The organism is Bacteroides sp. HF-4919 (genome assembly GCF_018860125.1).
On the sequence record NZ_JAHKNF010000005.1, the window covers coordinates 58,607 to 85,179 of the forward strand.

16 protein-coding genes and 4 pseudogenes are annotated in these 26,573 nt (G+C 46.1%); 16 read left to right on the forward strand and 4 right to left on the reverse strand.

Going from position 1 to position 26,573, the window contains the following annotated elements:
* The first annotated feature begins 471 nt into the window (after positions 1-471).
* The 16 genes and pseudogenes from KO473_RS10170 to KO473_RS10235 all read left to right on the forward strand — a co-directional run bounded on the left by KO473_RS10170 (position 472) and on the right by KO473_RS10235 (position 19,927).
* Complete coding sequence (locus KO473_RS10170; RefSeq protein ID WP_227560177.1) at positions 472-1,557, forward strand: YhcG family protein; 1,086 nt, start codon at positions 472-474, stop codon at positions 1,555-1,557.
* Between the two features lie 10 nt (positions 1,558-1,567).
* A pseudogene (locus KO473_RS10175) lies at positions 1,568-1,852 on the forward strand (helix-turn-helix domain-containing protein).
* A pseudogene (locus KO473_RS23435) lies at positions 1,848-2,158 on the forward strand (helicase); the annotation flags it as partial. The pseudogenes KO473_RS10175 and KO473_RS23435, both read left to right, overlap by 5 nt.
* A 1,343-nt stretch (positions 2,159-3,501) precedes the next feature.
* Positions 3,502-5,193 carry a hypothetical protein gene (locus KO473_RS10180; RefSeq protein WP_122130188.1) on the forward strand — a complete coding sequence of 564 codons (1,692 nt, stop codon included), beginning with the start codon at positions 3,502-3,504 and terminating at the stop codon, positions 5,191-5,193.
* 53 nt (positions 5,194-5,246) lie between these two features.
* Positions 5,247-6,020 (forward strand): BT1926 family outer membrane beta-barrel protein, encoded by a 774-nt coding sequence (locus KO473_RS10185; RefSeq protein ID WP_122130187.1) that lies wholly within the window; start codon positions 5,247-5,249, stop codon positions 6,018-6,020.
* A 145-nt stretch (positions 6,021-6,165) separates the two neighbouring features.
* Positions 6,166-6,522: a helix-turn-helix transcriptional regulator gene (locus KO473_RS10190; protein ID WP_122130217.1), complete on the forward strand. Its 357-nt coding sequence runs from the start codon at positions 6,166-6,168 to the stop codon at positions 6,520-6,522.
* A 250-nt stretch (positions 6,523-6,772) separates the two neighbouring features.
* Entirely contained in the window at positions 6,773-9,061 is a 2,289-nt protein-coding gene (locus KO473_RS10195; RefSeq protein WP_181996018.1) for a TonB-dependent receptor, read from the forward strand.
* A 125-nt stretch (positions 9,062-9,186) separates the two neighbouring features.
* On the forward strand, positions 9,187-11,055 hold the full coding sequence (locus tag KO473_RS10200) for a GH32 C-terminal domain-containing protein (protein WP_122130216.1): 1,869 nt from the start codon (positions 9,187-9,189) through the stop codon (positions 11,053-11,055).
* 31 nt (positions 11,056-11,086) lie between these two features.
* Positions 11,087-12,253 (forward strand): MFS transporter, encoded by a 1,167-nt coding sequence (locus KO473_RS10205; RefSeq protein WP_005780718.1) that lies wholly within the window; start codon positions 11,087-11,089, stop codon positions 12,251-12,253.
* Between the two features lie 172 nt (positions 12,254-12,425).
* A complete protein-coding gene (locus tag KO473_RS10210) occupies positions 12,426-13,316 on the forward strand; it encodes a carbohydrate kinase (RefSeq protein ID WP_005780717.1) in 891 nt (296 codons plus the stop codon).
* A gap of 256 nt (positions 13,317-13,572) precedes the next feature.
* A pseudogene (locus KO473_RS10215) lies at positions 13,573-15,441 on the forward strand (substrate-binding domain-containing protein); the annotation flags it as partial.
* Between the two features lie 90 nt (positions 15,442-15,531).
* A pseudogene (locus tag KO473_RS23785) lies at positions 15,532-16,296 on the forward strand (response regulator); the annotation flags it as partial.
* Positions 16,297-16,326: 30 nt separating this feature from the next.
* Positions 16,327-16,662, forward strand: a complete 336-nt coding sequence (locus KO473_RS10220) for an MGMT family protein (protein ID WP_101603401.1) — start codon at positions 16,327-16,329, stop codon at positions 16,660-16,662.
* Between the two features lie 341 nt (positions 16,663-17,003).
* A complete protein-coding gene (locus KO473_RS10225) occupies positions 17,004-18,230 on the forward strand; it encodes a glycine betaine/L-proline ABC transporter ATP-binding protein (protein ID WP_101603400.1) in 1,227 nt (408 codons plus the stop codon).
* Positions 18,227-19,051, forward strand: a complete 825-nt coding sequence (locus KO473_RS10230) for a proline/glycine betaine ABC transporter permease (RefSeq protein WP_101603399.1) — start codon at positions 18,227-18,229, stop codon at positions 19,049-19,051. Before KO473_RS10225 ends, KO473_RS10230 begins: the two co-directional genes overlap by 4 nt.
* A gap of 18 nt (positions 19,052-19,069) precedes the next feature.
* Positions 19,070-19,927 (forward strand): glycine betaine ABC transporter substrate-binding protein, encoded by an 858-nt coding sequence (locus tag KO473_RS10235; protein ID WP_101603398.1) that lies wholly within the window; start codon positions 19,070-19,072, stop codon positions 19,925-19,927.
* A 41-nt stretch (positions 19,928-19,968) separates the two neighbouring features.
* Here the strand turns inward: KO473_RS10235 and KO473_RS10240 are convergent, their stop codons facing one another.
* From KO473_RS10240 to KO473_RS10255, 4 genes are all read right to left on the reverse strand, one after another.
* A complete protein-coding gene (locus KO473_RS10240) occupies positions 19,969-20,472 on the reverse strand; it encodes an acetyltransferase (protein WP_032529962.1) in 504 nt (167 codons plus the stop codon).
* Positions 20,473-20,673: 201 nt separating this feature from the next.
* Positions 20,674-24,228, reverse strand: coding sequence for a pyruvate:ferredoxin (flavodoxin) oxidoreductase (gene nifJ / locus KO473_RS10245; protein ID WP_005807720.1), 3,555 nt, complete (start codon positions 24,226-24,228; stop codon positions 20,674-20,676).
* A 36-nt stretch (positions 24,229-24,264) separates the two neighbouring features.
* Complete coding sequence (locus KO473_RS10250; RefSeq protein WP_122130185.1) at positions 24,265-24,825, reverse strand: DUF4870 domain-containing protein; 561 nt, start codon at positions 24,823-24,825, stop codon at positions 24,265-24,267.
* A gap of 18 nt (positions 24,826-24,843) precedes the next feature.
* The gene (locus KO473_RS10255) at positions 24,844-26,022 is read right to left on the reverse strand and encodes an ATP-binding protein (protein ID WP_005780701.1); all 1,179 of its coding nucleotides are present in this window, start codon (positions 26,020-26,022) and stop codon (positions 24,844-24,846) included.
* Positions 26,023-26,573 lie beyond the last annotated feature (551 nt).

Sequence of the window (26,573 nt, forward strand, 5' to 3'; positions counted from 1 at the left end):
ATCCGGCTGCCCCTCTCGGAACAAAAAAGTGAATATATGCGTTAAGAACTGATTCATAACGCATTAAACAGAGAAGCTCGGAAATAGGAACAATGGCAATAAAGCAAGGGAATGAAGGCGGACAGTTTTCAAATCATTACCCGATGACAGAGTCTGATTTTTCTTTGTGGCATTACGTTTCATCGTTCTGCATCATTTTGTATATCAATACGTTTAGGCTTAAAACATACGAGGCAAGCAAGATAAGGCTAAAGGTTTTGAATAGTTTATGCCAACAGAAAGAAAAAGATAGTAGTCTATTTATTGGGTTAGGAGAAAAAATAATGGACAACTAAGGTTGCTTATAGAATCTTTTTACTAAATTTGTTGTCAAATATTGACTATTCAAGATATATACAATAATTTGATATTAAAATGAGCAATATTATTAATACAATGAAATATACAGAACTCGCCAATGCTGTTTAAGCAATTAAAGGTGCGATTTTGCAAAGCCAACAACGAGCTTTGGCTATAATTAACCAAGAACAATTAGCACTTTACTACGGCATTGGACGATTTGTCTCTGTGAATACCCGCAATAAGAATTGGGGCACGGGATTCATTGAAGCAATCAGCGAACAACTTCGTAAAGAATTACCCGGGTTAAGAGGCTTTTCCGCAGCAAGCTTACGAAAGATGCGTACATTCTATGAGGAGTGGCAGATGCTTTCGGACAATTCGTTCGTTGAAACGAACAATTTAATAAGCGAAAAGCATAATTCGTTCGTTGGAACGAATGAATTGCCTACAGTGCAGTTTAAGATAGATGCAAATTTCCCGATTGCAGCATTTATGGACATTGGTTTTACCCACCATTATGTTATCATCAGCAAAGTTAAGGATACAGAGCAACGAAAATTCTACATTCAATTCGTAGCTGACACAAAAGCAAAGGTAGAGGATTTGGAACGAATGATAAATGACGATTTGTATAGTCATCAAGGTGAGTTGACAAATAATTTTAAGAAAACAATCCCTGATCAGCTACAGGCATATCGTGCAATCACGATGTTCAAAGATGAATATCTGCTTGACTTTATCAACACCGAAGAGTTGTTCGTTAGGGACAAGGATAGAGATGAACGGGTAATCGAACAAAGCATAGTGCAGAATGTGAAAGAGTTTATTATGACATTCGGCAAAGATTTTACATTTGTAGGCAACCAATATCATTTGGAAAAATTCGGTGTAGAGGAGTTTCCGGACTTGCTATTCTTCAATAGAGAGTTGGCTGCTCTTGTTTGTGTGGAATTGAAAGATGGTCCGTTCAAGACCTCGTATTTAGGGCAATTGGCGGCATATCTGCGTATTTTGGATGATGAAGTACGCAAGCCTAATGAGAATCCGTCTATAGGAATCATTCTTTGCAAGAGTGCCAATAAGAAATTTGTTGAGTATGTAATCCAAGACTATGACAAGCCTATGGGAGTGGCGACATATAAGACTACTGCCGATATGGATGAGCGTCTAAAGAGACTGCTCCCTCCTGTAGAAGAATTAGAAAAACTTCTTTAATTCATTACATATGTTATTGGGAAAGAGAATAAAAGAATTAAGAGAGGAGCAAGGACTGCTTCAACGGCAATTAGCAGCTATTCTTGAAATAGACACTCCTATGTTTAGCAAAATTGAACGTGGCGATAGAAGAGCAAAACGTGAGTAGGTAATCACCCTTGCCAAACAATTTAAGGTTGATGAAAAGGAACTCTTAACGCTATGGCTTGCAGACAAAGTACTTGACGCTATTGAAGAGGACAATGATAATTCGAAAAAAGAAGCAATAAAGGTCGCTCAAAAAGTCTTGGATTAAAACCATAACATTATCGTACGAAGAATGCCCCAATCGTCTATTTGCATCACTGACTGAAGAGTATATTTATAACCATCTTGCGGGAAAAGATGGTTTCGGTAGAGATGTTGTAGGTGTGTATCCGATAATGTATGATAACACCTGCTTCTATGTACTGACTTTGATGACAAGAGTTGTGAACACGGTTATCAAAACGATGTACTTGCATTTGTTTGTGTTTGCAAAGAATGGAAAATCCCTTGTTACATCGAACGCTCTCGTTCGGGCAACGGAGCACATGTTTGGATTTTCTTTGAAACATCTATTACAAATAGAACAGACAATTTTCCATGCGCAGATAGTCGTTGACAATGAAGCCGTACAGAAAGAGACGGCAGGCAACCTACCAACTTAGCATGATCGTTTATCTGTTGGACATAATCAATCCGAACCACTCGTTTGTCGAAGGGGACCAGGGATTTGCTTTCCCGCTATCATTTGATAGATGTCCGTGCAATGGGCTTTCTGGCTGGTTATTGATAGGTTTATTCTCTTTAGTTTTTAAATAGGCAACCGTTATATTATCCGGAAGCCAACTGGAATAGTCTACACTCCATTTAATGTTCTCAATTCAACTTTTTATCTTATTGAGGTAAGGCAATACAACTTGTTTTTCACGATCACTTATACAATCTGTCATTTTGTATTTGAAAATGCGTAGAAACGCTTTTTTACGGTCCCAAAGGAGACAGACAGGATAAAAATGCGTAGATTTTGCGATAGCATAATTCATTCGTCTTGTGTTTGGGGAATATTTTGCTCAAGATGAATGGAAATTGGCGGGTATTGTAATAAAATTGAAGCTCAAAATGTTGGCGTGATTTCAAAATGCTATTCGCATGATGCTCGTTTTTGATTGGCTTCCGGAAGAAAACGTTCTTTTTCAGGGTCAATTTATTCTCTTTTCTACGACTTAACCTTGCTTTTCTTTCTGAAAGTTAATGTCCTGAAAGCAGGAAGTTAACTTCCTGCTTTCAGGACATTAACTTTCTCTTGCCAGGAAGTTGGTTCTTTGTTTTTACGATGTTAACTTCCTGCTGACGGCTTTCGGATTTCATTATATAAACAGGCCAAATTTTTGCATATGACTTGCCGATTCACTCCTATTTTACAGTTTTTGGAAAAATGAACAGTTAGTCTGAAATGACTTTTTGCGATTTTTTGATATGGATTTCGGAATATTGCTTTCATCATATCAATCTGCATGTGTTTTTGCTTAATATATATTATGATATACATTATTATATAATGATTATGTTTTTTCTTTTATAGCGAGGGCTCTTTTCACAGTTCTATATTACGTGGATATTTCCTTATTTTATTATTATATAGGTATGAAGAAGCTGTTTAGGCTTTTTCTTTTTACTTGGATTCCATTAAAACTCAGACTTATACAAAAAACTCTAATTTTTTTTCTCTTAACTCTTGCTTAGTATAATTATAATATCTACATTTGCTTCGAACAATTAAATATACCCAATTATTAAAGGGTTCTTTGAAAAGTATGTTAACCATTGGCAAATATAGCCAATTTTGATAGAATTAGAGAAAAATAAAGGTATTACACTAATATTGAATTAATTATATTATTAACACTAAAAATTGAGATTATGAAAAAGAAACTCATGATGGTTGCAGTGCTTCTGGGTGCTTTGTCACTGGGAGCTTGCGTAGACAACGACGAATCGGCATCGGTAACAGCGGTGCGTAACGCAAAAGCAGAACAACTGAAAGGTGCTGCTGCATTGGCTAATGCGCAGGCAGAGGCTGAAACGATTAGAGCAAATGCAGAAGCTAAATTGAAGGAAGCGGAAGCTGCTTATCAAGATGCGAAAACTGAAGCTGATAAAGCAAAATGGGCAGCTAAATTAACTGTAATCCAAGCTGAGGCAGCTCGTGATATAGCAGAGGCTCAAAGAGATCAGAAAAATGCGGAAATGGCTATTATTACTAATCAGGATCAGTGGATTAACAGTACTCTTTGGGGGAATTATTCCAGTGCAAGTAGTCGGTTAATTGACTTGAACTCAGAGTTAATCAACGCTACTGCTGATGAAATCGCTTTAAAAGCAGGTGTAGTTTCTGCTCAGAAAGCTGCTGAAAAGATTGCTGTAGAGAAGAATCAATTTATAGCACAACAGACGGAGAGAAAAGATCAATTGTCGAAATTATCTTCGATTGCTTCTGACCGTGCTGCATTAGAGAAAAAATTACAGACACTTAGAGTTGAATCTACTGAACTTACAGCTGCAAAAGGAAAAACGGCAGATGCTAAAACAGCTGCTCAGGCTAAATTTGACGAAGCACAAGAGAAAATTTATAACCAAAGTGGCAATACTGATAAATTATCTTCTGATTTAGCTAAAGTAGGAGCGGAGTTAACAGATGTTGAGGTTGAATATAATAACCAAACTCACAGATTCTCAGTGACTACTTCTAATTCTGTAGAAGTTGGCGAGAACAGTAATAATGCTCAGTCTGTTGACTTTTATGAGTTGAATGTGAAGAGCCAAACTACATCTGCAACTCTTGCTTTCCAAAATAAAATAAAATATATTAAAGAGAACATCGTAGGTGTACCTTCAAATGCAGATAAGGGTATACAGGCTTCAGGTGCATATATTAATATAGAATCTATGGCTGCACAGAAAAAACAATTAGAGGCTGATAAAGCAGCAGCTACTACTGACGCAGAAAAAGCTGATATTCAAGCTTCTATTGATGAATTGCAACCTGATATTGAAAGAGCTGACGAGGCTTTAGAGGCTGCAAAAGAAGAATTGGCTGAAGCTGAAGCTGAATTTAAAGCATTCCAAGATGCAGTAGCATTGTTTGCTAATGCAGATGCGAAAGCTGCATACGACAAAGATATCGCTGATGCAAAAACTTTGGCTGAGGCTTTAGTTGCAGCAAGTGATGCTGATGATGCAGCGAAGTTGCCGTTAGATGCAAACGAAACAGCTCAAGAGGATGTAAGTACTCTTTTGAACTCAACTGCCAATATTGATGAACTGATTGCTGATTGTGATGTTCAGATTGCTAACGCAAAAGAAGATATTGCTAAGGCGAATAGTACTAAAACTATTTATGTTTGGAACGATTATGCTCATTACGACCGTGTGACTAATACATGGTATCCAGGTTATGTTGTTGACCCAAATAATATGGGAGAAGATACAGCTGAGGCTTTACATGCTTATATGGTAGATCGTATTGCAGCTTTGAATGCTCAGATTGAAAGTCAGGGACAGATTGTGGAGAAATATAAGAAGCAACTGGATGATGCCATTGCTGCTTTGTAATCTTCTTCATATTCAGTAACGGCAAATAAACAACAAATCAAAAAAAGTATCGTATGAAAATAAAAAGACTTTTAGTGTTGGCCGTTCTACCCATGATGTGTCTTGCAGCAAATGCGCAGAACTGTAGTAAAGACAATACTCCTAAAAAAGGAGACTTTACGGTAGCAGCTACTGTTGGATACAATAGTTACACAAACGTCACAGCCCCTTCGGGGCTGCTGACTGACTATGAAGTCAGAGCGCTCTCAACCAACTGGGCAGACAAAAAGCTGATGGTTGGTTTCGAAGGGGGCTGGTTCTTCAAAGATCAGTGGAAACTAAATTTGGGTGGCGGTGTCAGCTTCACGAATAACCCCGGTTATCCGGCTGTTCCCGGCACGATAGACGATTCGAATATGAATAACTCGGCAGACGAGAATATGGGAGAAATCCCTAACTACCGTGCCGTAGCCAGTGCTCAGTCGTTCGCCTATAATGTGTCGGCAGGTGTTGATCGTTATTTCAACATCAAGCGTGTTCCTAACCTGATGTGGTATACAGGTGTTCGCGTAGGTTTTGCTTACGGCGAAAATGAAATGAAGTATGATGAAGAGACCTCTATGGGCAAATCTGTTGCCGAGAGCTGGAATCTTCGTGGCGCCCTGACTGTCGGTGTCGATTACTATGTTCTTCCTGCCCTTTACATCGGTGCACAGATCGATCCGTTTGCTTATACGTACAACAAGACTACGTATAATCCGCAAGCCGGTCTTGGCGATCTGTCGGCAGATAGCCACAACTACAGTGTTTTGGCGGCTCCGACGTTTAAGATCGGATTTAAATTTTGACCTCTATCTCCATCCGGCCTCTCGGCCGGGTGGGTGATTTTATAAATAAATAAGTCCATTTATTTATACCTCCCCGGTGTCCGTGACGGCTGTCGGGGATTTTTTACGTGATTGGCATGTGGGACGACTGAACGGTATTTGGAATATGAAGAAGAGTAATGTATACATAGGTGAAGTGATAAAACAGGTCATGGCCGAAAGGCAGGTGACCAAAGCCGAACTTGCCCGTAGGTTGGAGGTGAGGCCACAGAGTGTGGACTATCTGCTGACACGAAAGAGCATCGATACGGATACACTGTATAGTCTGTCGTTGGCGCTGGATTATGATTTCGCTGTTCTATATTCCATAAAAAGGGAGCATGCCCTTGCTACGGACGAAGAGTCTCCGTTTAAAGTGGGAAGTGCAAAGATCAGTTTAGAGATCGAGTTGCGTCCTGATGAAATGTTGAAACTAAACCTGAAGCAGAAGATCGCAGATCTGCTGGAAGGAAAGGGAAAGTGATTTTGCGTATCTGACAGCTTCCCTTTATCCGCTCTTGCTATCAACCAATTGAAGTAAGAAGAGGATTACTCTGTTTTTATTATTCTTAAAAGCCTCTTTTCTTGTTTTGTAAATTGCTGATATACAATGTATGATTGGCTGACGAAACAAATTTTGCAGCCTTTGAAACAAATCTTTTAGTTGAGAAATGGGATTCCGCGTTCCTTTGCGGCATCAAAACAATCTCAATCAACTAAAAAATTTAAGTACCATGACGAAGAACAAAAAAAGAGCTGTCTGGCTGCTGGCTTGCTTGCTGATGGCCGGCTTCACAACCGCACAAGAAAAGAAAGAATCTTCCCGGACACCATCCGGATCGAAAGAAGAAGGCAATCGCAACGTTATGCTGAACGCTTCGAGCGCCAACGGTCCCCGCGAAATCTCTATCGGCCTGCCGGGTGGAGACGTAAACGTACTCGAAAACGGACTCCCTGTAGTCTATACCTCTAATCCGCATAACGTAAATACTCACTGGCGTGGAGACAGCAGTCTCGGACACGTCGGACTGCTCAAAATCTCCGAAACCGCTATTACTACCGGAAACATCGGCTATGCCGTAAACTCTTTTACTCAGTTGGGAACTGAGAAATTCCGTGGAATCGTCAATTACAGCACCAACCACTTTGGCAAGCAGCAGTTCGATGCCAATATCAGCGGTGGTATGGGGAAAGGCTGGTTTTATAGCGGAAGTGTCTACCAGAACTTTGACCCGGGCAGTTTTAAACTGCGCTTTACTTCCAATCAGGACCGCACTCAAATCTATAAAGCAGCCTTGACCAAGAATTACAGCGAGGGGCGCGGACAGCTATCGGCCATCTATCACTACAGCAACAGCCGTTGGCCGAGTAATGAAACGACTTCCGCTCCTTTCATCTATGTTGGAGACGGCAGCGTGAAAGAAATACCGGGATTCAGCCTCGGAACAAGTTCTTACCTGCCTGCCACGGGAGAAATGGTTTATCGTGATATGCGTACGGGAGAGCTGAAAAAGACCAATCTTTATGATGCCACTCTGAATAAAGGAAACCAGTTGACTTTGCTCAATACCTACACTTGGGACAACGGCCTGAGCTGGAAGGTTAACCTGAAGTATGATCATGCCTTGGGTTCGTATGTCTATCAGACCCCGATGGCCATGGAGCAGAAGGATGCCTCCGCCGGCTATTTTCTGAAAGGAACGGACGGTACGTTGAAACCGTATGAAGGATATGTGCAAAGCCGTATGTCTTGCTTTAACCGGGGTACGATTGACGAGTTCTTCGCCACTTCCGAACTTTCACGCCAATATCGCAATATGACCTGGAGGCTCGGTGTGAACGAATGGCACTACAAAGTGGATTATGCTTCGAACACAACCATGTATGACCATACGGTAGAAGAGTACCCCGAACGTCTGGTGCGTGAGGGGAATACGGACGGCGTGTACTACGATTTCAATAAGAATGCTTCGGAATACTACAAAGGGCACGAAAACAAGTTAGCTGTTTATGCCACCCACGACTGGGATATTTCTCCCCAATGGAATGTATATTATGGTACACGCCTGGAATGGCAGCATCTGGAAGGAGAGAATGCGGCTGTGTATGACGCAGAAGGAAATGCCGTAGGCCGTTTCGCAGATTATTATCTGGGCGCCGTATCCGATAAAGGAGTCGGGATTACACCCCGCCCTTTCGACTACGACTGGATGAACATGGCCTTCACCGCCGCCGCTACCTATAAACTGACCCGGGAGTTCGGTTTCACCGCCGACTTCACTTACAACACACAGCGTCCCGGTTTGTCGAACTTTTCACCTGCCACTATGCCCAATACCGATAAAATATCCGTTCCCCTGGGACGTGCCGGGGTCTATTATAACACGGACTGGATCAGCCTGACTTCTCTGTTCTCCTACATCTCGAAAACAAACAATAACTCGACGCTCAATCTGATTAACCCGAACGACCGGACCGAGATTCTTGCCGCTCCGTTGAGTTATGACATCAAGACCATCGGCTGGACGACGGATGCAGTGATCAAACCGTTCAAAGGCTTCAACTTCCATTTCCTGTTTACCTACCAAAGCCCGACTTACAAGAAATATGAAACGAGTGTGACTTTCAAGGACGGTACGATAGGTGAAATCAATGCCACGGGAAATATTGTGACGGAGATTCCGAAAGTGCTCGTCGAGCTCGATCCCAGCTACAACATTACGAACGACCTCAGAGTCTGGGCCAGCTTCCGCTATTTCAGCAAGACGTACGCCAACATTAAAAACGCTTACTACTTCAACGGGCGTTGGGAGACTTTCGGGGGCATCAACTGGACGGTGAACAAACATCTCGCATTGAGCGCCACAGTCGTTAATTTCCTCAATCAGACCGGAGCCAAAGGAAGTATTGCCGGTGCCGAACTGGTGGACAAAAAAGACGCGGCATCCTATAACGGCCATTGGATGGCGGGCAGCTATATTCGTCCGTTTACCGTGGAGTTTGCGGCCAGCATCCGCTTCTGACGGGGCTTTGGTATCAATCGTTATACAATTTGAAACAAAATTAATAGCCGGTGGCAGATATCTCCGCTATCTTTGCCATCAGTAAACACAGCTATTACATTACTAATAAAAAACACCTTGTTATCATGAAAACAACTTTTATGAATGTAAGTAGAGGAGTGATCGGCGCTTTGGCTTTCTCTCTCGGAATTTCGTCTTGCCAAAGCTCACAAACTAAAATGACCATTGAACAAGAAGGCGACAGCCTTACCGTAATCCATATTACAAATCCTACGCAGTATTTACTTTTGCCTGTCGAGGAGAAGACTCCCGAAGCGCAGATCTGCATCGCTTCGGATTCCGTTCCGGTAGAGATGGACGTGCGCCTGTCGAGGGAGAAAGTGGACTATTTCGTCCCGTATGCCTTACCTGAAGGAGAGAAAAAAGTAGCTGTGCGCATCCGCCACCTGCCCAAAGACGCTTTGTGCTGGAAAGAGCTCAAACTCTCGGATACGTTTGATACCGCCAATACGGACAAGTATCGTCCTGTCTATCATCATACTCCGCTTTACGGATGGATGAACGATGCCAACGGGCTGGTATACAAGGATGGCGAATATCATCTGTTCTATCAGTATAACCCTTACGGCTCTATGTGGGGCAACATGCACTGGGGGCATTCGGTAAGTAAGGATCTGGTACACTGGGAACATCTGGAACCGGCGCTTGCCCGCGATACGTTAGGGCATATCTTCTCCGGAAGTTCGGTGGTGGACGATGCCAATACAGCCGGTTACGGCGCAGGTACCATCGTTTCTTTCTATACCTCGGCCAGTGACAAGAACGGACAGATACAGTGTATGGCTTACAGCACCGATAACGGTCGTACGTTTACCAAATATGAAAAGAACCCCATCCTGACTCCGTTTGACGGATTGAAGGACTTTCGCGATCCGAAAGTGTTCTGGTATGCTCCGGATCAGAAGTGGGTGATGGTGGTATCGGCCGATAAAGAGATGCGTTTCTATTCGTCACTGAACTTGAAGGACTGGACGTATATGAGCGGTTGGGGCGAAGGCTACGGTGTTCAGCCCAGTCAGTTCGAGTGTCCCGATATGGTGGAACTTCCGGTGGACGGTGATCCGAATCATAAGAAATGGGCGTTGATAGTCAACGTGAATCCGGGATGCTACTTCGGTGGAAGTGCCACTCAGTACTTTATAGGTGATTTTGACGGCGAGAAATTTGTTTGCGACAATAGGCCGGAAACGGTGAAGTGGCTCGACTGGGGAAAAGATCACTATGCGACTGTCTGCTTCTCGAATACGGGTGACCGTACGATTGCCGTGCCTTGGATGAGCAACTGGCAGTATGCCAATATTGTGCCTACCCGCCAGTTCCGTAGTGCCAATGCGTTGCCTCGCGAACTGAGCCTTTATACTCAGGATGGAGATATCTATATGGCTGCCGCTCCGGTGGAAGAGACGAAGTCGTTGCGTAAGGAGTCGCGGGAGATCCCGGCCTTTGAGGTGGCGGACGCCTATCATGTGGATTCACTGCTGGCCGATAACCGGGGAGCTTACGAGATAGAGCTGGAATTGGCTGCCGGTTCGGCGGAAATCATGGGACTGAAACTGTTCAATGAGAAAGGGGAGAATGTAGATATCTATATCAGCCTTCCGGAGAAGAAACTGGTGATGGACCGCACTAAGAGCGGCATTGTAGATTTCGGAAAGGACAGCGCCCCTCATGCCATCGAGGCACACGACCGTCGGAAGCAGAACTCCATCAACTATGTGGACGATTTTGCCTTGGGTACCTGGGCTCCGGTGAAGAAGGCCGACAGCTATAAACTGGATATCTTTGTTGATAAATGTTCGGTGGAAATCTTTCTGAACGGTGGAAAGATTGCCATGACAAACCTGATATTCCCCACAACTCCCTATAACCAGATGAGTTTCTACAGCCGTGGGGGAGCTTTCAAGGTCAGCCAGTGCAAGGTGTACAGGCTGTAGCTTAAATCTGCTTTTTTTAAATTAACATATCATGGAAAATACCAAAAACAACTCTTACATGAAACTTATCCCGGTGATGCTCTGCTTCTTCGCCATGGGATTCGTAGACTTGGTGGGCATTGCCTCCAACTATGTGAAAGCAGATTTAGGACTGACGGATTCACAGGCAAATATCTTTCCGTCGCTCGTGTTCTTCTGGTTTCTGATCTTCTCGGTGCCTACGGGAATGCTGATGAACCGCATCGGGCGTAAAAAGACCGTGTTGCTTAGTCTGCTGATCACCTTTGCATCGTTGCTGCTGCCTGTCTTTGGCGACAGCTATCTGCTGATGTTGGTTTCTTTCTCGTTGCTCGGAATCGGCAACGCACTGATGCAGACATCACTCAATCCGCTGCTTTCCAACATCGTGAGCGGTGAACGCCTGGCAAGCACCCTTACTTTCGGGCAGTTCGTAAAGGCCATTGCCTCTTTCCTTGCCCCTTACATCGCTATGTGGGGAGCTACGCAGGCTATCCCTACCTTCGATTTAGGCTGGCGGGTACTGTTCCCCATCTACATGGTGGTGGCAGTCGCTGCCATCCTGATGCTCAATGCCACGCAGATCACCGAGGAGCCTGAAGAGGGTAAGCCCTCCACTTTCGGGCAGTGTCTGGCTTTGCTGGGCAAACCTTTCATCCTGCTCTCGTTTCTGGGCATTATGTGCCATGTCGGGATCGATGTCGGCACCAATACCACAGCACCGAAGATTTTGATGGAACGTCTGGGCATGACTCTGGCAGATGCCGGGTTTGCAACCAGTCTCTACTTCATCTTCCGTACGGCAGGTTGTTTTCTGGGGGCATTTGTTTTGCAGAAGATGGCAGCCAAAACCTTCTTCGCCATCAGCGTGTTGTGTATGCTGGCGGCTATGGCAGGGTTGTTTATTTTCCAGGATCAGACGATGATTTACGTTTGTATCGCCCTGATCGGGTTTGGAAATTCCAATGTATTTCCTATCATCTTCTCGCAGGCATTACTTTATATGCCGGGCAAGAAGAACGAGGTTTCCGGCCTGATGATTATGGGACTTTTCGGAGGAACCATCTTCCCGCTGGCAATGGGAGTGGCTTCGGATGCAGTGGGACAGAGCGGAGCCGTGGCCGTGATGACGGTCGGGGTACTCTATCTGATGTTCTATACATTGAGAATCAGAAAGTAATTTATTTAATAACCATAATGAAGCGGTAACCTTGAGGGTGTGTTATAATTCACCACAGAGTTTCACAGAGAGAACTTAATCTGTTGATAGCTAATGGATATTTATCTGTGTAATCTATGGTGAATACGAGTTCCGACACACCTTCCTGAGGTGAGGCTTCCCAATTCATGCCATGAACAATATAATCGTAGGAATGGGCGAAGCACTTTGGGATGTGCTGCCCGAAGGAAAGAAAATCGGGGGAGCCCCGGCTAATTTTGCTTATCATGTGTCGCAGTTTGGCTTTGACAGCCGTGTGGTCAGTGCGGTGGGAAATGACGAGCTGGGGGATGAAATTCTGGAAGTATTCCGGGAAAAACAGTTGAAGCACCAGCTTGAGCGGGTCAATTATCCGACAGGAACCGTGCAGGTGACTCTTGACGGTGAAGGAGTGCCGTGTTATGATATTAAGGAAGGCGTAGCATGGGACAATATCCCCTTCACGGACGATTTGAAGCGTTTGGCACTGAACACGCGGGCCGTATGTTTCGGTTCGCTGGCACAGCGCAACGAGGTGAGCCGCGCCACCATCAACCGTTTCCTCGACACCATGCCCGACATGGACGGACAGTTGAAAATATTCGATATCAATCTTCGCCAAAGTTTCTATACCAGGGAAGTGTTGCGCGAATCTTTCCTGAAGTGTAACGTGCTGAAGATTAACGATGAGGAGCTGGTTACCATCAGCCGTATGTTCGGCTATCCGGGCATCGACCTTCAGGATAAATGCTGGATTCTGTTGGCCAAGTACAACCTGAAGATGCTGATCCTGACATGCGGTACGAACGGTAGTTATGTATTTACCCCCGGTGCGGTCTCTTTCCAGGAAACCCCGAAAGTGCCGGTTGCCGATACCGTGGGGGCAGGTGACTCGTTCACGGCAGCTTTCTGCTCATCTGTTCTGAAAGGAAAGAGTATACCCGAGGCACACAAACTGGCAGTGGAAGTGTCGGCTTACGTGTGTACACAGAGCGGTGCGATGCCCGTACTACCGGATGCTCTGAGAAATCGTTTAGATGATTAATGTGTTGGTTTATATAGGGTTATTGATTGGTTGATAGAGTCGTGGGGATGTGTCATAACTCTTTTCACCACAGAGTATCACGGAGTATCACAGAGTCTTTTTAATAACCAACGATTTAAAATCATCTCTGTGTTACTCTGTGTCCTCTGTGGTGAGTTTTGACACACATCCGTCTTGGTTTTAAACCAATCGGATGGAAGATTTCGGGGGGAAATTGTTATATTTGCCTCCGGAACCTTTTATGTAATAACCAACCATGAAACGTGTACTTTTCTTACTTGGGCTGGTTTTGTCGGGACTGCTTGTCTCGTGTAGCCATGATGCTCCCCGGTACGTCATCGGCGTGTCGCAATGCAGCGATGATACCTGGCGGCATAAGATGAATGACGAGATACAGCGCGAAGCCTTATTTTACGGAGGCGTAGAGGTAGAGACGCGTACGGCGAATGACGACAGCCGGCGACAGATAGAAGATATACGTCACTTCATCCGGCAGAAGGTAGACTTGCTTATTGTGGCTGCCAACGAGGGAATGGCTCTCACTCCCGTTGTGGAGGAAGCTTTCGATAGAGGTATTCCGGTGATTATGGTGGATCGCAGGATACTTTCCGATAAATATACCGCATACATCGGAGCCGACAATTACGAGTTGGGCAAAGCCGTCGGCAATTACATAGCCCATCGCCTGAAGGGGCGTGGAAAAGTAGTCGAACTGAGCGGACTTGTCGGTTCCACTCCTGCCATCGAACGTCACCAAGGCTTTATGAGTGCCATCAGCCAGTATCCGGGCATCACCTTGCTTGCCCGGGAGGATGCGGGTTGGTTGAGGCAGCCTGCCGAAATAAAGATGGATTCTCTCTTGCAGTGTTTTCCGGAGATTGATGCCGTGTATGGGATGAACGACCGTATGGCCGCCGGTGCTTATCAGGCCGCCAGACGTCTGGGACGTGAGGAGGAGATGCTGTTTGTAGGTATCGATGCTCTGCCCGGCAAGGGTAACGGAGTGGAACTGGTACTGGACAGCGTGCTGGATGCTACCTTCATTTATCCCACCGAAGGAGACAAGGTGGTTCAGCTGGCGATGGATATTCTACAAAAGAAACCTTTTAAACGGGAGACAAAACTGAAGACAGCAGTAGTTGACGCGGTAAATGCGCACGTGATGGAATTGCAGACAGCCCATATCAGCGAGTTGGATGGAAAAATCGAGACGCTCAACAGCCGGGTAGGGACGTATCTTTCGCGGGTGGCCACGCAGCAGGTGGTGCTGTATGGGGGCTTTGTCATCCTGTTGTTGATCGTCGGATTGCTGATTGTCGTGTATAAATCTCTCCGTTCCAAGAATCGCCTGTACCGGGAACTTTCCCGCCAGAAGGAGCAACTGGAAGAGCAGAGAGACCAACTGATAGAACTTTCCCATCAACTGGAGGAAGCCACACATGCCAAACTGGTTTTCTTTACCAACATTTCACATGACTTCCGCACCCCTCTCACTCTGGTTGCCGATCCGGTGGAGCAGTTGTTGGCCGACCCGTCATTGGAGGGTGACCGGCGCAGGATGTTGTTGCTGGTGCAGCGCAACGTACAGATCCTGTTGCGTCTGGTCAATCAGATACTCGATTTTCGCAAATATGAGACGGGAAAGATGGAGTTTACCCCGGTCCCGCTCAATCTGTTGCAGTGCTTCGGAGAGTGGAACGATTCGTTTCAGGCAGCCGCCCGGCGGAAGCATATCCATTTTTCGTTCGACAGCATGCCCGGTGCCGATTACCACACTCTGGCGGATGCTGAGAAGATGGAGCGTATCTACTTCAATCTGTTGGGCAATGCGTTCAAGTTTACCCCCGAGAATGGTAAAGTCACTGTCCGGCTTTCGGCTTTGCAGAAAGAGGGCACTCCTTTCTTCCGTTTTACAGTCGCCAATACCGGGAGTCTGATTTCGGCAGAACATATCCGCAGCATCTTCGACCGTTTCTATAAGATCGACAGGCATCATACCGGTTCCGGTATCGGGCTGGCACTGGTAAAAGCGTTTGTCGAGATACATGGCGGAATCATCGAGGTGGAGAGCGACGAACGGCAGGGAACTGTCTTTATCGTCGATTTGCCGGTGCGGACATGCGAAGCGGAGACCGGCGTGGCATCTGCTCCGGTGGAGGCATCTGCTCCGGACCAGGTGGATAACCTGCTCCGGGAGGATGAAGCGGAGAACTTCAATGATCCGTCCAAACCTTCTGTACTTGTGATCGACGACAATGCTGACATCCGTGCTTATGTGCACACATTGCTCAATTCGGAGTACTCCGTCATCGAAGCTGCGGACGGGACCGAAGGAATCCGTAAAGCGATGAAGTATGTTCCCGATGTCATCATCTCCGATGTGATGATGCCGGGGATTGATGGTATCGAATGTTGTCGGCGGTTGAAGGGGGAATTGCAGACCTGCCACATTCCCGTGATCCTGCTGACAGCTTGTTCGCTTGACGAGCAGCGTATTCAGGGATATGCCGGTGGAGCCGATTCTTATATTTCCAAGCCTTTCAGTTCGCAGTTGCTGCTGACCCGTATCCGCAATCTGATTGAGTCACGACGGCGCATGAAGCAGTTCTTTGGCGACCGGCAGACATTGGCCAAAGAGGATATCTGCGATATGGATAAAGATTTTGTCGAACGGTTCAAGTCGCTGATTGAAGCAAAGATGGGTGATTCGGAATTGAATGTGGAAGATTTGGGCAAGGAGATGGGGCTGAGCCGTGTTCAGCTCTACCGGAAGATCAAGTCGCTCACCAATTTTGCGCCGAACGAACTGCTTCGCATGGCACGGCTTAAGAAAGCGGCTTCGCTGCTGGCCTCTTCGGACATGACGATAGCAGAGGTTGGATATGAAGTGGGTTTTACGTCACCTTCCTACTTTACGAAATGCTACAAAGAACAGTTCGGTGAAAGCCCGACGGAGTTTTTAAAAAGAAGCGGATTATAAAAGAACCTGCTGCATAAAAGCGATACACCCATGAAAGATTATAAAGAAAATAAATCTAATTTGTCCGAAACTTTTTGCAATGAAGTATACAGTGTCGTGCGTGAAATTCCTGCCGGTAGCGTTGTTACTTATGGTGATATTGCCGCTTTGCTCGAGATGCCGCAATATTCACGTATGGTGGGGCGTGCATTGAAGCAGGTACCTGCCGGTTTAAGCCTTCCTTGTCATCGGGTAGTCAATGCTATAGGACGATTGGTGCCCGGATGGGATGAACAACGGCAACTGTTGTCCGATGAAGGTGTTTCATTCCGAAAAAACGGTTGTGTCGACCTTAAACTTCACAGGTGGAAGAGCGACAGTATTTGAGTGGGGTGATGCCGGCTTTCTTGTGGCAGTTTATGTACATGCGGCGTGTTCATCGAAAATAATGTGATGAACTATTTGAACGCTCGGCTTGTTTATTTAATTGTCCGTACACACATCTTTGGGTAATACCTGTGTATGGATGTGAATTTGACTTTCGGGATATAGTAACTATCTGTTGACAGGAATCCTGTCTGTAATAACCGGGTTAAGAAATCATATTTGACCGGGGGAACAACACAACCGTTGTTTTCCGGTATCAACTTTTTTACTATAAAGAAGTGTTTGTTTTCGTGTGTGTAGGCCGCCCGGTCCGTTTTTTAATAATCTAAACCCTATTATGTATGAGTAAAATAACGATTAAAGACTTGTATCTCATTTTTGGCAACGACAAGCAGCATGCTTTGCGTATGTTGAAAGAAGGAAAGAGCAAGAGTGAGATCTTAAAGGAAACCGGATGCACGGTTGCCGTAAAAGATGCAAACCTCTCTGTCCGGGAGGGAGAGATATTTGTGATTATGGGACTTTCGGGGAGTGGGAAATCCACTTTGCTGCGTTGTATCAACCGATTGATAAAACCTACTTCCGGTGAGGTAATCATCAATGGAAGAGATATTTCGAATGTTACCGATAAAGAGCTGCTCCGTATTCGGAGAAAAGAACTGGCTATGGTGTTCCAGCATTTCGGACTGTTGCCCCATCGTTCGGTGTTGCATAACATAGCTTTCGGGCTGGAGCTGCAAGGAGTGAAAAAACAGGAACGTGAGCACAGAGCGATGGAAAGTATGCAGTTGGTGGGTTTGAAAGGTTACGAGAATCAGATGGTCGGCGAACTGTCCGGCGGGATGCAGCAACGCGTCGGGCTGGCCCGTGCTCTGGCCAACGATCCTGAAGTGCTGCTGATGGATGAAGCTTTTTCTGCCCTCGATCCTTTGATCCGTATACAAATGCAGGATGAATTGCTGACTTTACAGTCTAAAATGAAAAAGACCATTGTGTTTATTACTCACGATTTGAATGAAGCCATCAAGCTGGGCGACCGGATTGCCATCATGAAGGATGGGGAAGTGGTGCAGGTAGGTACTTCGGAGGAGATTCTGACAGAGCCGGCGAATGCTTATGTGGAACGCTTCGTGGAGAGTGTGGATCGTAGCAAGATCATTACTGCCTCTTCGGTGATGGTTGATAAACCCCTCGTGGCCCGGTTGAAGAAAGAAGGGCCGGAAGTTCTGATCCGTAAAATGTTCGAACATAATCTGACCGTGTTGCCTGTGGTAGATGCAAACAATGTGTTGGTGGGAGAGGTGCGTTTAAAGGATTTGCTCCGGTTGCGTAAAGAGCAGGTGAAGTCAATAGAGTCGGTCGTTCGCGAAGAAGTGCATTCGGTGCTGGGAGATACGATATTGGAAGACATCCTGCCGCTGATGACCAAAACCAATTCGCCTATCTGGGTAGTGAACGAAGGCCGTGAATTTCAGGGAGTCGTCCCCTTGTCATCGCTCATTTTCGAAGTGACCGGAAAGAACAAACAGGAAATCAATGAAATCATTCAAAATGCAATAGAATTATGATCAACATAGGACAATATATTGAAGAACTCATCAACTGGATGATGATACACTTCTCCGCTTTTTTCGATGCGCTGAATCTGGGCATCGGCAGTTTTATCAATGGGTTTCAGCATATCTTGTTTGGTATCCCCTTTTATCTGACCATTGCTGCAATGGTGTTGTTGGCATGGATGAAAGCCGGGCGCGGGGTGGCGGTTTTCACCCTTTTAGGGTTGCTGCTTATCTACGGTATGGGCTTTTGGGAGGCCACCATGCAGACATTGGCACTGGTGCTGTCATCTACCTGTCTCGCCCTTATCGTGGGGGGGCCCATCGGGGTGTGGACGGCAAACAGTAACCGTGCGGAGAAAGTGATACACCCCATACTGGACCTGATGCAGACCATGCCTGCCTTTGTCTACCTGATACCTGCCGTCCTGTTTTTCGGGCTGGGAGTGGTGCCGGGAGTGTTTGCCACCATCATCTTTGCAATGCCTCCGGTGATTCGGCTGACGGGACTTGGCATTCGCCAGGTACCGAAGAACGTGGTAGAGGCTTCGCGTTCGTTCGGGGCCACCCGGTGGCAGCTGCTTTATAAAGTGCAGTTGCCTCTGGCCTTGCCCACTATCCTGACCGGAGTGAACCAGACGATTATGATGTCTCTTTCTATGGTTGTCATTGCAGCTATGATTGCGGCAGGCGGCTTGGGCGAAATCGTTCTGAAGGGTATTACCCAGATGAAAATCGGTTTGGGCTTTGAAGGAGGTATAGCGGTTGTGATACTGGCAATTATTTTGGACCGGATTACCCAAGGGATGGTTCGTCGTAAGAACAAAAAATAGAAAGGAGAAAGAATCGATATGCGGAAATATAGGATAATAGGAAGTTTGTTGTTGTTACTGGCCGTGATGTGTACGGCCTGTAACCCGGATACCGGGAAAAAGAAGATAAGCATCGCCTATGCCAACTGGCTGGAGGGCATTGCCATGAGTCATCTGGCCAAAGTGGTGCTGGAAGAGCAGGGGTATGAGGTAGAACTGCTCAATGCGGATGTGGCCCCCATCTTCGCGTCGGTTTCGCGTCGGAAAGCGGATGTGTTTATGGATGCCTGGCTGCCTGTGACGATGAAAGACTACATGGGTCAGTATGGCGATCAGATCGAGTTTATCGGTGAGGTATATGACAGTGCAAGGGTCGGGTTGGTAGTGCCTCAGTACGTCAGTATCGACTCAATCGGAGAACTCGCTTCCCATAAAGGGCAATTCTCTTCTGAGATTGTCGGGATCGATGCCGGAGCGGGCATTATGAAAACTACGGATAAGGCTATTGCGGACTATGGGCTCAATGGATATAAGTTGCTTACTTCCAGTAGCTCTACCATGTTGGCTTCCTTGCAGAAAGCCATGGATAAAGAATCGTGGATCGTCATCACCGGATGGACACCGCATTGGATGTTCGACCGCTATCCCCTGAAGTTCCTGCATGATCCGAAAGGTACTTATGGGAATGTGGAATCTATCTATGTCGTCGGATGGAAAGGATTTACGGAGAAAGATCCTTTTGCGGCAAAGTTTTTCAGCAATATTAAATTCACTACAGAAGAGATCAGTTCGTTGATGAAAGCATTGAAAGATGCACGGATGGACGAAGAAGACCTTGTCCGAAAATGGCGTGATGAACACCGGGAACTGATAGAAAGCTGGATTCCTGAATCATAAGCGGTATATGTGTGTCCGGGAATCCAACTTCTGAGTTCTGTCTATCGGGTAACGGCGGTGCGTTGGTAGGCAAGCCGTTCCGTACCGTTCTTCACATAAATGATGCCACAATAGGTGAAACCGTTTTTCAAGAGAATGTTTTGGAGAACTTTATTGTCACGGTGAGTGTCTACACGCAGGTTCGGACAGTGGGACGAACACCATTCCAGGCATAAGTCCATCAATCCCTTTACCCGTCCGCCGGATGCGATGCGATGGATTACCCCGTAAGGGGCATCGTTGAGCCAAGCGCCGTCTTTGATAACTTTATAGTTGGGGTCCTCTCCCCGGATGAAGGTAAAGCAACCTTCCAACTCCCCGTTTTCATTTACAAATACATAACTGTCCCCGTTTTCGATGTCCTGCCGGATGTCGTCGGAAGCGGGGTATCCGTTGATCCACTGGTTGGCATTGCCATTGGCAGCCATAAAGCGGCGGGCACGTTCGTAGAATGGCATCACTTGGTCGAGTTCTTCAAGTCGGGTTGGTCGTATGGTTATGTTCATAATTATTCCGTTTGGGGGTCACCACAGATTACACGGATTAACACAGATTGATAATTTATCTCGTCAATATATCGAATTAAGAGTTCTGTGTTAATCTGTGTAATCTGTGGTGAAACCTATTCATTTCTATTTGGCAAAAAAGGGGAAAAGAACCTATTTTAGTCCCTTCCCCCTTTGAGAGTTATATTATCTGATCAAAGATCATTCAGCAACACCCCAAGCCTGGTTGGCCAGACGCTTGTAGTTGTTGTAACGCCACTTAGCGTTGTCCTCGGCAGCCTGGAACAGTTCTTCTGCTTCTGCAGGATACTGTTTCATAACCGATGCGTAACGAACTTCGCCTTTCAGGAAGCCTTTGAAGTCATCCCAGTTCGGTTCTTTGCTATCCAGCGTGAACGGATTCTTGCCTTCAGCCTCCAGCGCCGGGTTGTAACGCCACAAGTGCCAGTAACCGCACTTAACAGCCTTGTCTTCTTCTTCCTGGCTCTTACCCATACCGGCTTTCAGACCGTGGTTGATACACGGAGCGTAAGCGATGATGAGTGACGGTCCGGGATATGCTTCAGCTTCGCGGATAGCTTTCAGAGTCTGAGCCTGGTCAGCACCCATAGCGATCTGTGCAACATATACATAACCGTATGTAGTAGCCATCAGGCCGAGGTCTTTCTTACGTACGCGTTTACCGGAAGCGGCAAATTTAGCGATGGCGCCCACCGGAGTGGCTTTAGAAGACTGACCACCTGTGTTAGAGTAAACCTCTGTATCCAGAACCAGAATGTTAACGTCCTTACCCGAAGCGATAACGTGGTCGAGACCACCGTAACCGATATCGTAAGAAGCACCGTCACCACCGATGATCCACTGGCTGCGTTTAACCAAGTATTGAGTCAGACCTTTCAGTTCTTTGCTGATCGGGCAACCTGCCGCAATACCTTGTTCGATGATTGCTTCGATCTGCGGAGCCAGTTCTTTGGTCTTGTCTGCATCGTACATGTTTTCAATCCATGCTTTCAATACTTCCTTAGCTTCAGCCGGAGCATTGTCGGCTGCCAGGATTTCGTTGAATAACTTCACGATACGTGCACGCATCTTTTCGTTAGCCAGTTCCATACCCAGACCAAATTCGCAGAAGTCTTCAAACAGTGAGTTAGCCCAAGCCGGACCGTGTCCTTTTGCGTTTGTTGTATATGGAGTTGAAGGTACTGAACCTGAGTAGATAGAAGAACATCCGGTAGCGTTGGCAACCATTTCGCGATCACCGTACAACTGAGAAATCAGTTTCACATACGGAGTTTCACCGCAACCTGAGCAAGCTCCCGAGAATTCGAACAATGGAGTAGCGAACTGAGAGTTCTTCACGTTAGCCTTGATGTCTACCAAGTGTTGTTTGCTCTTCACGTTGTCTGCACAGTAAGTCCAGTTATCAGCCTGAGCCAACTGGCTTTCAAGGTGTTTCATAGTCAGAGCCTTGCCACCCTTCTTCGGGTTGCCCGGACAGATGTCGGCACAGTTACCGCAACCCAGACAGTCGAGAACGTCAACCTGGATACGGAATGTCATGCCGTCGAATGCTTTGCCTACAGCTTTCAGTTGTTCGAAGCTTGCACCTTTCTGCTCTTCTGCGTCGAGTACAAACGGACGGATAGAAGCGTGAGGACAAACGTAAGCACACTTGTTACACTGGATACAGTTTTCTGCGTTCCATTCCGGTACGAAAGCAGCTACACCGCGTTTTTCGTATTTCGAAGTACCTTGATACCAGGTTCCGTCTTCGATGCCCTTGAATGCAGATACAGGCAACAGGTCTCCGTCCTGAGCGTTGATCGGACGAACCACTTCGTTGATGAATGCCGGGTCGTTGTTTTCAACTTTAGCATCATCCGGCAGGTTAGCCCAAGCCGGGTCAACAGCCAAAGTCTTGTATTCGCCACCGCGGTCAACAGCTGCGTAGTTCTTGTTCACAACGTCTTCACCCTTCTTACCGTAAGATTTCACGATGAATTTCTTCATCTGTTCTACAGCCTGGTCTACGGGGATCACGCCTGTGATACGGAAGAAAGCAGACTGGAGGATGGTGTTGGTGCGGTTGCCCAAACCGATTTCCTGTGCAATCTGGGTTGCGTTGATATAATATACAGAGATGTTGTTCTGTGCAAAGTATTTCTTCACTTTGTTAGGCAGGTTCTTTGCCAGTTCTTCGCCTTCCCAGATGGTGTTCAGCAAGAACGAACCGTTCTTACGCAAACCACGGGTTACGTCATACATATGCAGGTAAGCCTGAACGTGGCAAGCCACAAAGTTCGGAGTGTTTACCAGATAAGTAGAACGGATAGGGTCGTCACCGAAGCGCAGGTGAGAGCAAGTGAAACCTCCTGACTTCTTAGAGTCATAAGAGAAGTAGGCCTGACAGTGTTTATCAGTGTTGTCACCGATAATCTTCACTGAGTTTTTGTTGGCACCTACCGTACCGTCAGCACCCAAACCGTAGAATTTAGCTTCGAACATGCTGTCGCCGCCCAAAGCGATTTCTGCTTCCTGAGGAAGAGATGTGAAAGTTACGTCGTCTACGATACCGATAGTAAAGTGGTTTTTCGGCATCGGCATAGCCAGATTCTTGAATACGGCGATGATCTGGGCAGGAGTAGTGTCTTTAGAACCCAGACCGTAACGACCACCTACGATAACCGGAGCATTTTCTGTGCCATAGAAGCAGTCTTTAACATCCAGATACAGAGGTTCGCCGTTAGCACCCGGTTCTTTTGTACGATCGAGTACTGCGATTGTTTTGGCAGTCTTAGGTACGGCAGCCATGAAATGTTTGGCAGAGAACGGACGGTACAGGTGAACTGCAACCAAACCTACTTTCTCGCCCTGGCTGGTCAGGTAGTCGATAGCTTCGCGGGCAGCTTCGGTTACAGAACCCATGGCGATGATTACGCGTTCTGCATCTTCGGCTCCGTAGTAGTCGAACAAACCGTATTTGCGTCCTGTGATCTTGGAAATCTCGTTCATGTATTCCTCAACGATGGCAGGAACAGCGTCATAGTAGTTGTTGCATGATTCGCGGTGCTGGAAGAAGTGGTCAGGGTTTTCGGCCATACCACGGGCAACCGGATTCATCGGGTTCAGCGCACGGGCACGGAATTCAGCAAGAGCTTCCTGGTCAACCAGCGGAGCGAGGTCCTCGTTTTCCAGCATTTCGATCTTCTGGATTTCGTGTGAAGTACGGAAACCGTCGAAGAAGTTCATGAAAGGAACGCGGGCTTTGATTGTGGCAAGGTGTGCAACACCGGCCAAGTCCATCACTTCCTGTACAGAGCCTTCAGCCAACATGGCGAAACCTGTCTGGCGTGCAGACATTACGTCCTGATGGTCACCGAAGATACACAGTGCGTGAGAAGCCAGTGTACGGGCCGATACGTGGAATACGCAAGGCAGGAACTCACCGGCAATCTTATACATGTTCGGGATCATCAAAAGAAGACCCTGAGAAGCAGTGTAAGTAGTAGTCAGTGCACCGGCCTGAAGAGAACCGTGAACAGCACCTGCCGCACCACCTTCAGATTGCATTTCCTGTACCAATACTGTTTCGCCGAAGATGTTCTTACGTCCTGCGGCAGCCCATTCGTCTACGTATTCAGCCATCGTAGAAGAAGGAGTGATGGGGTAAATGGCAGCTACTTCTGAAAACATATACGAGATATGCGCAGCAGCCTGGTTACCATCACATGTGATGAATTTCTTCTGTTTAGTCATAACTAAAAATAATATTTAAGTAAGTAATTTATTTGTTTATTTCAAAAACGGTATGGAAAGCGGATACTTCCATGTTTTTCCGTTCAGCCCTTTGATGCCTCCGATGATAGGGAACAGCAGACACAGGAAACAGCCTACTCCGAGTATCAGGAGAAGCAGAATTCCGGCTCCTCCGCCGAATATGCCCAAGAGGACCGCCAATGGAGAACTCTGGTCGTTTTCATAATTCATATCGCTTATGGATACTATGCCGCTGAACATGAATATGATGAAGAGTACCGTCAGCACGATGCCGTACAGAAACCAGCTGATGTACCAGTTCAGGATGTATTTACCTTGGCGGTTGACGGGTGCGGAACTTTCTTTGCCCATGATCCAAAGTACAATGGGGGCAATCCAGCCTACATACGGTATGAACATGGCGAAGTTCATCAGTGCCAGATAAGTATTTTCCGTCAGTCCCATGGGGAGTACGGTTGTGGGTTTACCCGCATCTTCTTCATCCAATATCTTTTTCTTTTCTTTTTCAAATTCTTCATCGTTCAACGCTCCGCTGTCGTGGAGGCGTTTCAGTTGTTCAAGCTTTTCGTAATCCATAATGACTGAGATTAGATGTTAATATAAAAAACCGAACATCCAGAGAGGTATCTGGTTGCCACGGCCAATTTCGGCCTTATGCAAAGCATACGTCACTCCGGGGTTGTTCTTGATCTTCGCCCCTTCGCAGCATATCTTGAAAGGCATCACTTCGTCTACCATGAACGAGGTGTTTTTGTCACCTTTGTGCACTTTATGGTCTTTCCACATCGTGTTTACAAAGAAAGTGTCCAGCACATCTTGTTCTTCCACCTTTACAGGGTAGATGGAATACATCAGATTGGGGTTGTGCAGCATAATCTTCGATGGTTTCTTGGGGAATTCTTCCCCTTTGGGATAGACCAGGTTGATCAGTCGTGCGTCGGCCAGATATTTGATGTAATTCATCACCGTGGCGCGTGATGTTTGTATGTCGCTTGCCAATTGGCTTACGTTTGGGGCCTTCGGCCCGTCTACAGCCAACAAATATAATAATTTTTTTATCTTTGAGAGATATTTCAGCTCAATTTGTTTAATAAGCAGGATATCTACTTCTACCATCATGTTCATGGTTTTGAGCAGATTCTCCGAGAAATTGCGTTTCTCAAGGAAGAAGGGGTAGAAACCGTGGTGGAGGTAGTCTTGAAAATAATCCAACGGGCGGACCTTTGAAAGTACTCCCTTGGCTATCTGTTCGTGGCTGCTTAATATCTCTTCGAGTGTATAATGGCGGAATTTCATGCCTGTTTGCAGGTTCAGAAATTCGCGGAACGAAAAGCCCCGGAGGTTGTAGCTCTTCACAATGTCGCGCAACTCCAGATTCTCTTCTTTGAGGCGCATGACGGATGAACCGGTGAATACAATTTTCAGATTGGGGAAACGGTCGTAGCACATACGCAATTCGCGGCTCCAGTCGGGATGCTTGAATACTTGGTCGATCAGCAATACCTTTCCGCCCCGTTTTTGGAATTCATTGGCGAAGTCGACGATACTGTGTCCGGAGAAATAGAAATTGTTCATGTTGATAAAGAGGCATGAACGGTCGGTTCCGAATTTCTCTTTGGCGTATTGAAGCAGGAAAGTGGTTTTTCCCACGCCACGTGTTCCTTTGATACCAATCAGTCGGTCACTCCAGTTTATTTCGTCCATTAAGTCGCGGCGGACCGGGGCATTGGTGTGCTCAACAAGGTAGGCATGTGTGCGGTAGAATGTTTCCATCTCTTTTCTTGGGTTTTTCGGGGGGCAAATATAAGCCTTTTTTTAGAAATTGCAAAGTAGAGATAGCAAAATTGTAGTTTCGTTTAGCAAGTTTATCTTTTGCTTCATTTTGTCAAAACGGTATTCCTAATAGGTGGTAGAGGCGTTATTTCGGGTCAACGGCAAGCTGCTTCTGAAAAAACGCAGCCAGTTCAATCGGGCAATTATGCTTTTGCTTGTCTACTTCAGTGTTTGCTTGCAAATATAAACATTGTTTTTTGTTTTCGGTAGTTTTTGCCGGTATTTGTTTGAAAAAGGGTTTCTTTTGTTAGTTTGAAATGCTTCGCTGGGAGAGAGGAAATAGAGTCGGGGAAGGGGAGAAGAGCCTTTGTTTGCGGATAATCAATCGTTGCTTTGGGGGGGGCAAAATTCTTTTCACCACAGATTACACAGATTATCACAGAATAAGAATATTGATGGTCAATAACTTAAAATTCACTCTATGTTACTCTGTGTCCTCTGTGTCCTCTGTGGTGAATTCCGACACACCCTCTGGGGATAGCAGAGCCTTT